This is a genomic window from Pseudomonas acericola (SeqCode), from assembly GCF_053456465.1.
The window spans coordinates 1023981-1038200 of the sequence record NZ_JBRFJB010000002.1; the positions used below are offsets into that span (position 1 = coordinate 1023981).

At 59.9% G+C, this 14220-nt stretch carries 14 protein-coding genes; 8 read left to right on the forward strand and 6 right to left on the reverse strand.

The features are described 5' to 3' along the window. Window positions 1-130: 130 nt before the first annotated feature. The 3 genes from ACU688_RS10845 to ACU688_RS10855 all read left to right on the forward strand — a co-directional run bounded on the left by ACU688_RS10845 (window position 131) and on the right by ACU688_RS10855 (window position 2651). Window positions 131-1552, forward strand: coding sequence for an MltF family protein (locus ACU688_RS10845; protein WP_448184693.1), 1422 nt, complete (start codon window positions 131-133; stop codon window positions 1550-1552). 103 nt (window positions 1553-1655) lie between these two features. After that, complete coding sequence (locus tag ACU688_RS10850) at window positions 1656-2090, forward strand: DoxX family protein (RefSeq protein ID WP_257780258.1); 435 nt, start codon at window positions 1656-1658, stop codon at window positions 2088-2090. Between the two features lie 252 nt (window positions 2091-2342). Continuing rightward, window positions 2343-2651, forward strand: coding sequence for a class I SAM-dependent methyltransferase (locus tag ACU688_RS10855; RefSeq protein ID WP_448184694.1), 309 nt, complete (start codon window positions 2343-2345; stop codon window positions 2649-2651). Between the two features lie 6 nt (window positions 2652-2657). Here ACU688_RS10855 and ACU688_RS10860 read toward each other — a convergent pair whose 3' ends face one another. The 3 genes from ACU688_RS10860 to ACU688_RS10870 are packed head-to-tail and all read right to left on the reverse strand — an operon-like array spanning window position 2658 to window position 6040. After that, window positions 2658-4358, reverse strand: coding sequence for a Gldg family protein (locus tag ACU688_RS10860; protein ID WP_448184695.1), 1701 nt, complete (start codon window positions 4356-4358; stop codon window positions 2658-2660). A 15-nt stretch (window positions 4359-4373) separates the two neighbouring features. After that, a complete protein-coding gene (locus ACU688_RS10865) occupies window positions 4374-5099 on the reverse strand; it encodes an ABC transporter permease (protein ID WP_448184696.1) in 726 nt (241 codons plus the stop codon). Then, window positions 5096-6040, reverse strand: coding sequence for an ABC transporter ATP-binding protein (locus ACU688_RS10870; protein WP_448184697.1), 945 nt, complete (start codon window positions 6038-6040; stop codon window positions 5096-5098). The genes ACU688_RS10865 and ACU688_RS10870 overlap by 4 nt, the downstream gene beginning before the upstream one ends. A 236-nt stretch (window positions 6041-6276) precedes the next feature. Here ACU688_RS10870 and ACU688_RS10875 point away from each other — a divergent pair, with 236 nt between their 5' ends. Together ACU688_RS10875 and greB are read left to right on the forward strand one after the other, a co-directional pair. Further along, the gene (locus ACU688_RS10875; protein ID WP_448184698.1) at window positions 6277-7395 is read left to right on the forward strand and encodes a hypothetical protein; all 1119 of its coding nucleotides are present in this window, start codon (window positions 6277-6279) and stop codon (window positions 7393-7395) included. 114 nt (window positions 7396-7509) lie between these two features. Then, window positions 7510-7983, forward strand: coding sequence for a transcription elongation factor GreB (gene greB, locus ACU688_RS10880; RefSeq protein ID WP_017734429.1), 474 nt, complete (start codon window positions 7510-7512; stop codon window positions 7981-7983). Window positions 7984-8026: 43 nt separating this feature from the next. Here the strand turns inward: greB and ACU688_RS10885 are convergent, their stop codons facing one another. After that, complete coding sequence (locus ACU688_RS10885; protein ID WP_448184699.1) at window positions 8027-10537, reverse strand: ABC transporter permease; 2511 nt, start codon at window positions 10535-10537, stop codon at window positions 8027-8029. Next, window positions 10537-11220 (reverse strand): ABC transporter ATP-binding protein, encoded by a 684-nt coding sequence (locus ACU688_RS10890; RefSeq protein ID WP_005786391.1) that lies wholly within the window; start codon window positions 11218-11220, stop codon window positions 10537-10539. The genes ACU688_RS10885 and ACU688_RS10890 overlap by 1 nt, the downstream gene beginning before the upstream one ends. 10 nt (window positions 11221-11230) lie before the next feature. Here ACU688_RS10890 and ACU688_RS10895 point away from each other — a divergent pair, with 10 nt between their 5' ends. The 3 genes from ACU688_RS10895 to ACU688_RS10905 all read left to right on the forward strand — a co-directional run bounded on the left by ACU688_RS10895 (window position 11231) and on the right by ACU688_RS10905 (window position 13239). Next, window positions 11231-11836 (forward strand): arylesterase, encoded by a 606-nt coding sequence (locus ACU688_RS10895; RefSeq protein WP_448184700.1) that lies wholly within the window; start codon window positions 11231-11233, stop codon window positions 11834-11836. A 58-nt stretch (window positions 11837-11894) separates the two neighbouring features. Next, the gene (locus ACU688_RS10900; protein WP_192298733.1) at window positions 11895-12185 is read left to right on the forward strand and encodes a hypothetical protein; all 291 of its coding nucleotides are present in this window, start codon (window positions 11895-11897) and stop codon (window positions 12183-12185) included. An 85-nt stretch (window positions 12186-12270) separates the two neighbouring features. Continuing rightward, window positions 12271-13239 carry a L,D-transpeptidase family protein gene (locus tag ACU688_RS10905; protein WP_448184701.1) on the forward strand — a complete coding sequence of 323 codons (969 nt, stop codon included), beginning with the start codon at window positions 12271-12273 and terminating at the stop codon, window positions 13237-13239. A gap of 136 nt (window positions 13240-13375) precedes the next feature. Here the strand turns inward: ACU688_RS10905 and oprI are convergent, their stop codons facing one another. Further along, entirely contained in the window at window positions 13376-13627 is a 252-nt protein-coding gene (oprI, locus tag ACU688_RS10910; RefSeq protein ID WP_003172710.1) for an outer membrane lipoprotei OprI, read from the reverse strand. Between the last annotated feature and the right edge of the window lie 593 nt (window positions 13628-14220).

The window sequence follows — 14220 nt, forward strand, 5'->3', positions numbered from 1 at the left end:
TCGTGGTTGGCCGAATGCTTTTCCCTGTGTCACCGTTGCGCGTCTTGCCAGCGCTTAAAGCGCTCTGTTTCTGATCCCCAACGCCTCGTTTTTCGCGAGCGCGTTGGCCAGTATTCTTACCGGAGAGCGGATGATCCGACCCTCGGCGTTGCTTATGTTGTGCCTGACGTTGCTGCTGCCCATGGCGGCGGTCGCGCGTCTCGACGGGCCGCTGGAAGTGACCAAGCCCGGCAAGGTCCGCGACCTGGCGGAAATCCGCGCCAGTCGTACCTTGCGCGTATTGGTCAACCAGAGCCGCAACAGTTCCGGTGAAGTGCAAGGCCAGGCCATCGGTGTCGAATACCATCGCCTGCGCGCCTTTGAGCAATACCTCAACGGCCATGCCCGCGATGGCCAGGAGATCAACCTCAAGATCATTCCCAAGGCCAAGGACCAGTTGCTCGGTGCGTTGGCGCGCGGCGAGGGTGACTTGGTCGCGCCGGGTGAACTGCTCGACGTCAAGGCCGCCCACAAGATCAGCACCAGTGACCCGATTGCCAGCGGCGTACCGTTATGGCTGGTGGGGGTGAAGGGTGAGCGGCGGTTCACCAAGCTGGAGCAGCTGTCCGGGCGCACCCTGGCGCTGACCACCGGCAGTGCGGCGGCGGACGCCATCAACCAGGTCAACCAGAAGCTGGCGCTGCACAAACAGCCGCCGGTAAAAGTTGAATGGGTTGACCCGACCCTGGCCGTGGAAGATGTGCTGGAGATGGTCCAGGCGGGTATTTTCCACCTGACGATTGTGGAAAAGCCGATTGCCGAACGGTGGTCGAAGATCCTGCCCAAGCTGCGCTTCGACAAGCAGGTGGCCATCAGCGAACCGGGCGACGAGTACTGGTTCGTGCGCCAGGATGCGTCGATGTTGCGCGCGAGCATTGATCGATTCCTCAAGACCTATCACACGCCTTCCGACCAGGATGTGGCGTTCCAGCGGATCTACCGACGCCTTTATCAAGTGCGCAACCCGCTGGCGCGTGTAGACCGCCAGCGCCTGGAAAAACTGCGCCCGGTCTTGCAAAAGCACGCCCGCGAGCAGGGCATGGACTGGCTGAACCTCGCCGCGCTGGCCTTCAAGGAGTCCGCGCTCGACCCGGGCGCACGCAACAGCGGTGGGCCCACCGGGCTGATGCAGATCACCCCGTCGGCGGCGCAGCGGGTGGGTGTCAACAATATCGAAAGCCTGGACAGCAATGTGCAGGCGGGCGCTCGCTACCTGGCGATGATTCGCCGCAAGTTCTTCGCCAGTCCCAAGCTCAACGAGCGCGAGCGCATGGCGTTTGTCTTGGCGGCTTACAACATGGGCCCGGAGCGGGTGCAGGGGATGCGCACCGAGGCCAAGCGTCGGGGGCTGAACCCCAACCAGTGGTTCTTCCAGGTTGAGCGCATTGCCATGGAACAGGTGGGAATGGGCAGCGTCAGCTATGTTAATAGCGTCAACAAGTACTACTTGGCATTCGATCGGGAGCGGGAGTCCCTGGAGCCACCGGTGCCGAAAGTCGCCTCACGGAAGTAATCGATTTAATCGATATTAATCAGGCATTTTTTCGGCTTTTATCATTCCATAATCTGATTAATATAGCGGCCAACCAACCCCTACATCGAAAAGGATTACCCCCATGAGCCCACTGATCAAAAACCTGCTGTCCACCCGCGCCGGCTACGGCCTGACTATTCTGCGTATTGTTGTCGGCGTGATTTTTGCCGCCCACGGTTCGCAGAAACTCTTCGGCTGGTTTGGCGGTTATGGCCTGGCGGGCACGGCCCAGTGGATGGAAAGCATTGGCCTGGCGCCAGGTACCTTGATGGCACTGTTGTCCGGCGGTACCGAGTTTTTTGCCGGCCTGGCGCTGATCATTGGTTTGCTGGTGCGCCCGGCGGCCTTGGGCCTGACCATTCTGTCGGTGGTCGCGATCCTTTCGGTGCATATCCACAACGGTCTGTTCATGGCCAACAACGGTTATGAGTTTGCACTGGCCTTGCTGGGCGGCTCGCTGGCTGTGTTGTTCGAAGGTGCCGGCAAGCTGTCTGCCGACCGCGCCATCGCCAACTGAGTGACCTGTAACACCCTGTCCAGGCCCGCCATGTGCGGGCCTTTTCGTTGCGCGCAATTCTTGACATGGCCCCGTCGGCTTCTCTAGGATGCCCGCTCATGCGCCGATTTAAACAGCTAATTGCGGGGCGCCATGGGTGGCCGTTGATCGGTCCCGACAGAAGCAATCACGTTGCTTCGAAATTCCGCTAAAGCGCTGGTTCGGTGTTGCCTCTCACCTGCCCGCAGACTTTTGAGGCAGAGACACGACACGATGACTGCACTACGCCCCCTCATACGCTTGGCCCCGATCACCGCTGACCTGACTCAGCGCAACCCGAAAATCCTTCTGGGCGGCAAACACCAGCCGACGCTGCTGCGTTATCTGGATGGCTGGCCACGTCGCACCGGTCGGCCTTCGGCGTTCCTGATCCAGTTTGTCGAAGACGGCGATTCCCTTGCCCGTTTTGCTAATAACAGCTTTGACCTTGCGGTTATCCAGGCGCCCAGTGCCGTGGACGCAGATGAGGTGATCCGTCACCTGACACGCGTTGCCAGGCAAGGATTGATCGCGCGTCGTTGAACCGTCTCAGGGTCTTACGTGTCGGCGACGCTGCCGTCGATACAGGCCCCAGGCCGTCAGGCAGAGCAGTATCGGTATCGGTGCGCTCACCCCGAGCTTGATGTTTTGCACCAGGCGATCCAGCGGCGCATACACCTTCACTTTCAGTGCATGCAGTTCCATCGCCAGGCGCAGGCGCTCCTTGTTGTGCGCTTGTAATTGGGCATTGGTATTGACGGTTTCGGTACCCAAGGTTGTCACGGTCGGGTTCAAGCGCTGCCATTCGTATTCTGTTTGCGCCAGGCGCCGCTCCAGGTCGCGTGCCTGTTCCTGGTAGGCGCGTTCGGTGGCCTTGCGCTGGCGCTCCAGGCCATGCAGCGCGTATTCCGTCGGTGGCCGTGGGCGTATGTTGGCTAGCGCTTGCGGTGCTGCCAGGTTGTCCAGTGTGTTCAAGACAAACAGGTTGTTGCTGTGGGGCGTCGATCGGGTTGACGGTCCCATGAGCACGTCGGTGTCGGCGACCACCACGACCTGGATATGCGCCGCCTTCTGCAACCCGGGGGCTTGGCCACCAATGCCGTCGGGAAACGCCGAATAGGCCGGCCCCTCAAGACGGGCGGCGATCACGTGGCGCTCCCCGCTTGGAGGCGGTTCGCCGGCATCGGGCGATTGGCCAACCCTGCCGGCCTCCAGCAATGCAGACTGCTCAGAGCTGTACAGCAGGGGGGTGAAGCGTGTGCGGTGCTTATCGAGGGGGAAAAGGGCGCCGCTGCTCGAGACGCTGACAGCGTCCAGTTTCCAGGTGCTGATATCGTTGGCGGCCATTGCCTCTCTGGGCAGGCTCAGTGTGGTGGAAACGGTCCCCGAGGGTGCTTGCGAGGCATAACGATGGTCGATCAACACCTGGTGGGCCGGCATACGGACGCCCCAACTGGACAGCAGCGCTTCCAGGCGGGGGTTAAGGGCTTGTTGCCTTGAACCCTGCTCGCTCTGTGGGTCGATAAACATCATCAATTTGCCACCACCGAGTACAAATTGATCAATGGCGTACAAGGCCTGTTCAGGTAGCGCCCTGGGGTGCACAAGCATGAGCGTTTTGATCTGCGTGGGTACACGGCGTGCGCTCGGCTCCAGCTCTACCATGTTCAAGTGCCGATGCAGTTCCTGGAGCAGGGGGCCGGCCAGTTCCTTGAGCGGTAGTCCTGATAGCAAGCCGATGACAGGCGGTTGCGGGTGGAGTAACTGGCTGATCAAGTGGCTGATTTCATACTCCAGCAACGCTGCACGGTCAGCGCTGAACGATTTGATGCGTTGCGCGGCCTGGCCGTCTCGGGTGCCAATGAGCCCAAAGAATCCCGCTTCGTCATCAAGCCCAAAGAGCCCGGCTCTGTAGGCGTCCTCTGAAAAAGCGCCTGGGTCGATAATGTGCAGATTGATCATGCCTTTTGCCGCCACTTCGAACGCCTTGAGCGTTTCCTCTACACGCTTGGCGTAGCGTTGGGTGGCCTGACTTTTTTTCGGGTGACCGTTTGAATTGAAGTAGTACAGATCCAGCGGAGTGTCCAGGGATGCCAGAAACTGCTGTACAGGAGCCGATAGGGTATTGGTTTTCGAGTGTGAGGCATCCCAGCGCAGGTCAGGCAGCTTAACGGCCCACACCAGGTTAAAGGCCAGGAAAACCAAGAGTAGGACCACCAGTGTCATGCCGGCGTGCAGTGCGGATCGCATCGAGAACGCTCCCTCTCAGCTGTTTTTGTAGTTGAGGATGACGGTCGTCGCAGCGAGTGAGGCCACTATTGTGCTGATAAAGTAGAGACAGTCTCGAAGCACAATGACGCCGTGATCAATCTGAGTGAAGCGTGACAGTGGGCTTAAGGACGACACATTATCGATTACCCAGATCGGGGCTTGGTGCTCCAGTGCATCAAGCACGCTGGAAAGTCCGCTGCTCACCAGCAAAATGCTCAAGGTTAGTATGAATATAACCAGGTGATAACGGCTCAGGGCACATATAAAACAGCCGACGGAAAGATAACTTCCGGCGAGCAGCCAACTGGCCAGATATTGCGTGGCAATCACGCTGTTGTCTGCGCTTCCTAAAGTGTTGACCACCACCACGATGGGAAATGTCAATGCCAGCGCCATTGCAGTTATGACCCAGGCCGCGAAAAATTTACCGATGACAAGTTCCGTGCTTGTCACAGGCAGTGTTATGAGTAAATCACGAAGGCCTGTTTCATTCTCGTCGGCCCAGAGTTGGGTGGAGAGTGCGGGAATCAATAACAGGTATAGCCACGGGTGTAATTGAAAAAAGTCTTGCAGGTCGCTGCTGCTTTGCTCCAGTAACTGGCTGTTGTGTAATCCAACCGTAGTTGACAGTGTCAGGAATACTGCAATGTTCAGGTAGGTTGCTGGAGCACACAAGTAGCGGGCAAGTTGGCGCTTGATAATAGACGGCAGCATATTCAAAGGGACACCTCTTGGCTTAAGTGGTGGACGACGTCGTTCAGGCGGCCAGGCTCCAGGTTCAGTGCGGTTATCTGCCAACCGCGTTTGGCAATCAGGGCGCTGATCGGGGGATAGATAGCGTGACCCGGCATAGCGAGAACGGTGACGGTGCCAGGGCTGTGGCGATCCTCTTCGATGCCGGCAACACCCGGCAGCACGGCCAAGGCCAGCAGGTCCAATGGCGTATCCGTTGCCAGGGTGACGGCCCTGTAGTACCGAGAACTGCGCTGGAGCTCAGGCATAGGGGTGTCTGCCAGCAGGCGGCCCCCACCCATGACCAGAGCGCGGGTGCAGATACCCGACCACGCCTCGCAATCCCGCGTGGCGACGATCACTGTCATCTCCTCGGCCAGCGACTGGATGAGCGTGCGGATTTTGCATTGCTGGTACGGTGACAGGCCCTCGGTCGGCTCATCCAGCAACAGCACGCCGGGGTCATGCAGGATGGCCTGCGCCAGCGCAACCTTGCGTTGCAAGCCCATGGGGAGTGCGTTGAGCGGTTCGTTGAGCACGGCCGACAGCTCCAGTTGCATGGTGATCCGATCAATGCGTTTGCGTTTTTCGACGCCGCGGAACCTGCGAAAAGTAGCGACAAGGTTGAGGAAACCTGCGACAGGCATCGTTGAATGGTGAATGCCGGGTTCAGGTTGGTAGCCCACGGCCTGGGCTACTTGAAGTCGATGGCTACGGGTGTTGGAACCAAGGATGCTCACGTGCCCTGAAGAAGGTTTGAGCAGGCCGGCGATCAACTTCAGGAGTGTCGTTTTACCCGCCCCCCCATGCCCGAACAAACCTATGCATTCCTGGCAATGGGCTACCAATGAAAGATCGCTGATAATAGGCTGTTTGCCCAGTTGTTTGGTCAGGTTACTTATCTCGATAATTTTGCTTTTATGCTGCATTAGTTTCGCAATATATATGAAGAGGCAAGCGCTGTGGTTGACGTAAGTCGGGGCTCGGGTTAAAAAATAGTACGTTCAATGCAGGGGCTTGGAAATGCGCGAGGGGATGAATAAGATTAGTCCTACGTTCAGGCTTGCAGCTCGCTGAAACAATTGTTTTGTGAGTGCTATTTGACAGTGGAATGTTTATTTAATGTTTATTTGAAGTTTATTCGCTGGCACGAGGCCCAACAATCATGATGCTTCTACGTACCCTTGTTCTTGCACACTCCGGTGCGGATGCTCCGGTCAACGGTGCACTGCTTTGTGGTTTTGCCGTGCCTCAGATCAGTTCCAACTTTCTGGTGTATAGCCTGGATGAAGAGGCGGAACCAGGTAGTTCCCGAGTATATATCGCAGCCTTGCGTAAGAAACTTGAGCGTTATTACTTGGGGGGTGTCGATGTGCAAGCGGATTTGCACTTGGCGATGCAGGTATTCAAGCAGATATTGACGTGGGCGGCCTCCGGCGTGAAAACCAGTGGCGTGACCGATACCCAGATTCCTTATCACTTCGTCGACTTGAAAGGCTGCAAGTTACCCCCGGCACGGCCTGAGGATCACCACTCCCTGATCATCAAGAAAGCCCTGGTGATGAAAGTCATCACCTTGGGAACATCGGCTCCCGCGTCACCCGCTATTGAAAGCACTGCTGTGGTAGTCCCTTCCATTCGTTTCTCTTCTCAAATGGTATCGCCGCCCCAGGCTGCAAGCAGGCCTGAACCACCTCAGCCGGCGCTGCTTGAGCCGCAGCCTGCACCCTTGCCACTGAGCGAGCCGCCACTTGAAGCGCTGGGCGCGTCAATTGAAGCCCCGTCATTGTTCGAGGTGGATAGCACGCTGACCAGCCTTGCGCGCGTCGCCCAGGAGCTGACCCAGCAGAAACTGGTGGTACTCAAGAAAGAGGCAGCGCTTGAGCAGTGGCAAGTTCAACTGCAGCAAGGCCAGGCTGAGCTTGAGCAAAAGCGCCAGGAGCTGGCGAGTCGAACCTTGGAAAAGGAGACCGCCCTGCAAATGCAGGCGCAGGCTCTGGAGAATCGTGAAAGTCGCTTGGCGAGTGCCTCGGCTGTCTATCAGCAGGCGCAGCAGCAACTGGATGAGCGGGCCGATGCCCTTGAGAAGCGTGTGGCCCAAGTGCACGCCCAGGAATTGATGGTTAACCGCAAAGGCGAGCAGTTGGCAGCCATGCTGTTGCAGTTTTCCGGCTTGCGCCAACGCATGCAGGTCATGCTCCCTGAGCTGGATCAAGTGGTGGGGGACTTCGACAGTACCGAGCGCACGCCATCGATGGTCGATTCTCGTTCGATGTCGACGTGATGCAGTTCTGGCTACTTTCCCTTGTTCATTTATCATCAGGCTCTGTTCGCCGACGCCATGCCTTGATGCAATGGCGTAGTGGGGTCAATGAGCATTTTCTGGGGATGAAGGCGTTTGAGCACCAAGCTGATTACCAAAGAAGGTCATGAAGCGCTGAAAAAAGAGTTGGATTACCTGTGGCGGGAAAAGCGCCCGGACACCACGCGCAAAGTGACGTGGGCGGCGTCCCTGGGGGACCGCAGTGAAAACGCCGACTACCAGTACAACAAGAAGCTGCTGCGTGAGATCGACCGTCGCGTGCGCTACCTGCGCAAGCGCCTGGAAGACATGCGCGTGGTGGAATACATGCCGGAGCAGGAAGGGCGGGTATTTTTCGGCGCCTGGGTCGATATTGAAAACGAGCAAGGCGAGACCAAGCGTTTTCGCATCGTGGGTTATGACGAGATCTACGACCGGATGGATTACATCTCCATCGACTCACCCATGGCCCGGGCGCTGCTGCGCAAGGAAGTCGATGATGAGGCCATGGTGCAGACGCCAAGCGGCGAAGCCTGCTGGTGGATTACTGCGATCGAGTATGTGAAGTAAGTCAAGACGGCCCGTACCTGGGAGGGTACGGGCCGTCGGCGTGTCAGCCTTCGCGCAACACGGTCAGTGGGCTGGCGTTCAAGGCGCGGCGTGTGCCGAACACGCCGGCAGCGCCAATCAGCACGGCACCGATCACCGGCAGCAGCAACAGCCACGGGTGAGGGTGCCAGGCAAGATCAAAGGCATAGCGGTACAACACCAACGTCACCAGCTCCGTGCCCAGTGCCGCCAGCAGCCCGCTGACCGCGCCCAGCAAGCCGAACTCGATACGCCGCGCCTTGACCAGCAATTTGCGCTCAGCTCCCAGTGCCCGCAGCAATGCGCCCTGGCGGACTCGCTCATCAAGGGTGGCCTGCAAACCCGAGAACAGCACCGCCATCCCGGCTGCTAATACAAACAACAGCACGTATTCCACTGCCAAGGTCACCTGGGCGAGGATGCTGCGCAATTGCTCCAGCAAGGCCTCGACTTGCAGGATGGTCACCGCCGGGAACGCCCGGGACAGATCGACGATCTGCTGGTCATGCCCGGGTGCCAGGTAGAAGCTGGTCAGGTAGGTGGCAGGCAGGTCCTTCAGGGTGCCTGGCTGGAAGATCATGAAGAAGTTGGGCTGGAAGTTGTCCCAATTGATGGTCCGCAAGCTGGTGACGCGCGCCTCGCGGTTTTCCCCGGCGACGGTGAACACCAGGTGGTCATTGAGCTTGAGCTTGAGGCTTTCAGCGACCTTGGCCTCTACCGATACCCCGGGAATCTCATCCGTCGGTTGTGGCGACCACCAGGTACCGGATGTCAGGACGTTGCCCGGTGGCAGGTCGGCGGCCCAGGTCAGGCTCAGGTCGCGCTGCACGGCGCGGTCACCGCTGGAGTCCTTGCTGACAATCGCCTGCACCGCCTCGCCATTGATGCTGATCAGGCGCCCTGGGACCACCGGATACAGCGGCGCCGATTGGGCCTGCAAGGCCAACAGGCGAGCGCTGAAGGCTTCGGTGTCGGCGGGCAGGATGTTCAGCGCGAAATAGTTGGGGGCGTCCTTGGGCAACTGGTTTTGCCAGGTGTCGAGCAGCTCGCCACGCAACAGGGCGATCAAGCCCATGGACAGCAGGATCAGGCCAAATGCCAGGGATTGGCCGGCTGCGGCCAGCGGGTGACGCAGCAGTTGGCCCAGCCCCAGGCGCCACGGCAGTGATGCACGTGCCAGCAGCTTGCGCAGGCTTTGCAGCAACAGCAGGAGCAGGCCGCCGAGGATCAGCGCGGCAATCACACCGCCGCCGAGCAGGGCGAAAGTCAGCACCAGGTCGAGGCTCAGGCGCCACATTATCAGGCCCAGGGCGAACAGCGCCGCGCCGTAGACCATCCAGGTGCTGGAGGCGATGGGCAGCAGGTCGCGGCGCAACACCCGCAGCGGTGGTACGCGCCCCAGCGCGGCCAGCGGCGGCAGGGCGAAACCGGCGAGGGCGACCAGCCCGGTGCCGATCCCGGCGGCTGCCGGCAACAGCCCGCCGGGGGGCACGTCTGCCGGCAACAGGTCATGCAGGAAGTAGAACAGGCCAAATTGCGCCAGCCAGCCGAGCAGGGCGCCCGTCAGGCTTGCCAGCAGCCCGAGCACGCTCAGTTGCAGGCTGAACAGCAGCATGGTTTCGCGGCGCGACAAGCCGAGGCAACGCAACAACGCGCTGGCGTCGAAGCGACGGCTGGCAAAGCGGTTGGCCGACAGCGCCACGGCCACGCCGGCCAGCAGTACGGCGACCAGGCTGGCCATGTTCAAGTAGCGTTCGGCCTTGCCCAGGGCGCCGCCGATCTGCTGGTTGCCGTCCCGCGAGTCCTGCAAGCGCTGGTTGGCGGCGAGGCCCGGCTTGATCAGGTCACGATAGGTTTGCAGGGCGGTGCTGTCGGGTGGCGCACGCCACAGTTCGCGGTAGCTGACGCGGCTGCCGGGCTGGACCACGCCGGTGGCGTCCAGGTCGGCCAGGTTGATCATCACGCGGGGTGTGAGGCTGTAGAAGTTGCCGGCGCGGTCGGGTTCATAGGTCAGGATGCGGGCCAGGCGCAAGGTCTTCATGCCCACATCGATGCTGTCGCCGACTTTCAGGCTCAGCGCTGTCAGCAGGCGTGCCTCCACCCAGGCTTCGCCGGGTTTCGGGCCGCCGCCTGGGGTTTCCTCGGCGAAGGGCTCGGCGGCGCTTTTCAGTTCGCCGCGCAGTGGGTACTGCTCGTTGACCGCCTTGATGCTGGAGAGCTGGATGCCGTTGTCGGTGGCGATAACGCTGGAAAACTCGACGATGCGCGCATGGTCGAGGCCCAGCTCGGTGCCGGATCTGATTTGTTCGGTACGCGCCGGCGAGCTGCCTTCGAGCACAAGGTCGGCCCCCAGGAACTCGGTGGCGCGCAACAGCATGGCGCCGTTGAGGCGTGCACCGAAGTAGCCGATGGCGGTGCTGGCGGACACTGCCACCAGCAGGGCGAAGAACAACACACGCAATTCACCGGCGCGGGCATCGCGCAGGAGTTGGCGCATGGCCAGGCTGAACAGACGCAATAGCGGCAAACGTGCCATCAAGGCTCCAGGGGCGCGACCATCAGGCCGGCTTCAAGGCGGATCAGGCGTCGGCAGCGGTGTGCCAGGCGCTCGTCGTGGGTCACCAGCACCAGGGTCGTGCCGCTCTCTTTATTGAGTTCGAACAGCAGGTCGCTGATGCGCTCGCCAGTGTGGCTATCGAGGTTGCCGGTGGGTTCATCGGCAAACAGCACGTCCGGTTCGGCGGCGAAGGCGCGGGCAATCGCCACGCGTTGCTGCTCGCCACCGGACAGCTGGCGTGGCGAGTGGGTCAGGCGCTGGCCCAGGCCGACACGTTCGAGCAGGTGCCGGGCGCGCTCGCGGGCGTCTTTGCGGCCGTCCAGTTCCAGCGGCAGCATGACGTTTTCGAGGGCGTTGAGGCTGTCGAGCAGTTGGAACGACTGGAAGACAAAACCCACGTGTTCGGCACGGATGCGTGCACGTTGGTCTTCGTCCAGCGTACTCAGGGCTTGCCCGGCGAGGGTGACTTCGCCGCTGCTGGGCAGGTCGAGGCCGGCGAGCAGGCCGAGGAGGGTGGATTTGCCGGAACCGGAGCTGCCGACGATAGCCAGGCTATCGCCCTTGTTCAGTTCCAGGCTCAGTTCGTGCAGGATAGTCAGTTCACCTTCCGCGCTGGGAACCACTTTGCTAAGGTTCCGCGCGGTGAGAATGCTTGCGCCCATGGAGAATCCGATGCGAATGTGGTTTTTGAGTGCTGGCCTGGCCTTGATGTGCGTGGCCCAGGGCGCAGCGGCGGGTACAGTCCTGATCGTTGGCGATAGTATCAGTGCCGGTTTCGGCCTGGATACCAGCAAAGGATGGGTCGCGCTGCTGGAACAACGGCTCAAGCGCGAAGGTTTCGACGATAAAGTGGTCAATGCTTCCATCAGCGGCGACACCAGTGCCGGAGGCCTCGCGCGGCTGCCGGCGGCGCTTGCAGAGCATAAACCGGAACTGGTGATCATCGAGCTGGGCGGCAATGACGGCCTGCGCGGTCAGCCTCCGGCGCAATTGCAACAAAATCTTGCCTCGATGATTGACCAGTCCAAGGCCATTGGCGCCAAGGTGCTGTTGCTCGGCATGCAATTGCCGCCCAACTACGGCCCGCGCTACACCAACGCCTTTGCCGAAGTCTATGGCCGCCTGGCCAAGGAAAAGGCGGTGCCGTTGGTGCCGTTTTTCCTTGAAGGTATCGGTGGTCACCCGGAGTTGATGCAGGCTGACGGGCTGCACCCGGCGGTCGGCGCCCAGGGCAAGTTGCTGGAAAATGTCTGGCCGACGCTAAAACCGCTGTTATGACGCTTTTCTACCGGCAGGCTTTCGGCTAAGGTGGCGCCCCCCCGATCTGGAGCCCCCGATGTCACGCCCTGCCTGGTCCCTGTTCAACTACCAACTGATCGAGCCTGACGAGCAGCTGGATCTGTTCGCCTGCCAGGAAGTCCGGGTGCATCTGGTGGCACGCCAATTGGAGCTGGGCGGCACGATTGACCGCACGCTATGTGGCACCTTGCTGCCCGCCCAGCCGCGCTGGTCATCGGTGGACCGCGCGATTTTCCAGGACCAGCGGCTGTGTCCGTTGTGCCGGGCAATCCTCGAATCCCAGAAGCGCGGCACGCCGCTGATCTGGCCGGAGCTGCGCTTCGAGTAGTCAGCGGGGCAGATGGATGCTCCCGGCGTGCTTCACGTATACAATCAGTTTTTTCCTACCCGTCGTTCTGCGAAGGATTTATCGGATGTTCTCGCGCCTCTCCGTCGTCACCTGCTGCCTGTCTCTTGCCGCCTTGTGCGCGGCCGGCCCTGCGGTAGCCCTGCAGTTACCGTTGCCGCCACCGGGTGAAGACATCGTGGGGCAGGTCCAGGTGATCAAGGCCAAGTACGAAGATACCTTTGCCGACCTGGGCACCACCTACGACCTGGGCTACTCGGAGATGGTCGCGGCCAACCCGGGTGTCGATGCCTGGTTGCCGGGTGCCGGCACCGAGATTGTGTTGCCGACGCGCTTTATCCTGCCGCCCGGTCCGCGGGAAGGCATCGTGATCAACCTGGCGGAATACCGGCTCTACTACTATCCCAAGGGGCAGAACGTCGTCTACACCTTCCCACTGGGGATTGGTCGTGAAGGCTGGGGCTCACCCATCGCCCATACCAGCATCATCGCGAAGACGCCGAACCCGACCTGGACGCCACCGGCTTCGATCAAGGCCGAGCACGCTGCCAATGGCGATCCGTTGCCCAACGTAGTGCCTGCCGGCCCGAACAATCCGCTGGGACCATTCAAGTTCACCCTGGGCACGCCGGGTTACCTGATCCACGGCTCCAACATGAAATTTGGTATCGGCACGCGTACCAGCCACGGCTGCTTCCGTATGTTCAACAACAACGTATTGGAAATGGCCGGCATGGTGCCGGTGGGCACGTCGGTGCGCATCATCAACGATGCCTACAAGTTCGGCAGCAGCGGCGGCAAGGTCTTCCTTGAAGCGCACACGCCGTTGAATGACGACGGCACGCCGTCGGTGGTCGATAAGCACACGGCGGTGATCAACGCCTTGCTCAAGCGTGAAGACCTGGCCAATAACCTGCGGGTGAACTGGGATCAGGTGCGTGATGTGGTCGCCGCGGAAGATGGCTTGCCGACTGAAATCGGTGTGCCTGGTGGCGCGCCGATCGCCGCCAGCGCGCCGATCGACTTGCAGCAGTAAAGCGGCCGGATCAAAAGCCCGCCACGGCCTTGCGCTGCGGCGGGCTTTTTTATTGCCTGGGGTTCAGTGCCGAATCCCAGGCAATAAAAAAGCCGACCCATAAATGGATCGGCTTGATAACAACCCCGAGGGATTATTACTTGCGGCTAGCTTTTTCAAGCATACGCAGAGCGCGCTCGTTAGCTTCGTCAGCAGTCTGTTGTGCTTTTTGAGCAGCAGCCAGAGCTTCATCAGCTTTACGGTAGGCTTCGTCTGCACGAGCCTGGGAGCGAGCTGCTGCGTCTTCAGTTGCAGTCAGACGAGCTTCGGTTTCTTTGGAGACGCTGCTGCAACCGGTAGCCAGAACTGCGGCCAGAGCCAGAGCAGAGAATTTCAGAACGTTGTTCATCGTGTTCCCCTTCAAGGACTTTCTATTAAATAGCTACTTGCTCAGAGTGAGCAAAAGCCGGCGTACATACTACCCATTACTTGTAGTAAGTAAACTGACGTAGCGCAAGAAGCAAAAAAAATTCTCGCGCCGAATCTATTTTGGCTAATCTTTTGAAGGTTTGTATAAAAACCGTTCAATTTTTTTCAATCCGATGCGTATCTGGGCCCGTCTGAAAGCTACGGCCCGCATGCGTCGGGCGTGGTATATCGGTAGAAATTTATATATTGGTGGCTGTTCTTTTGTTCTGCGTACCGTTAGCGCACCTCGCATCTTTTACGCATGTAGAGGTGACTTTAAGAGCGCCTGTTCGTCTCAAGATTCAACTGCCGGCAATGTTCAGGCTATCGATCAGCGGTTGGTCGATGCCCTTTCTATAACCGCCAGCGCCGGAGGAGGATGAGTGCGCCTTGAGCAATTTCAGGATTGGTGCCTACTATTCCCTACGTGCTGGTTGTGAGCGCTAGAGGTTTCTCGTTGTCGAAACCGGCACGGGGTGGCGTAGATGTTCCTTCGCCGGGAAAACATCGGTAAGGTAGGGGTCGAAATCCAAG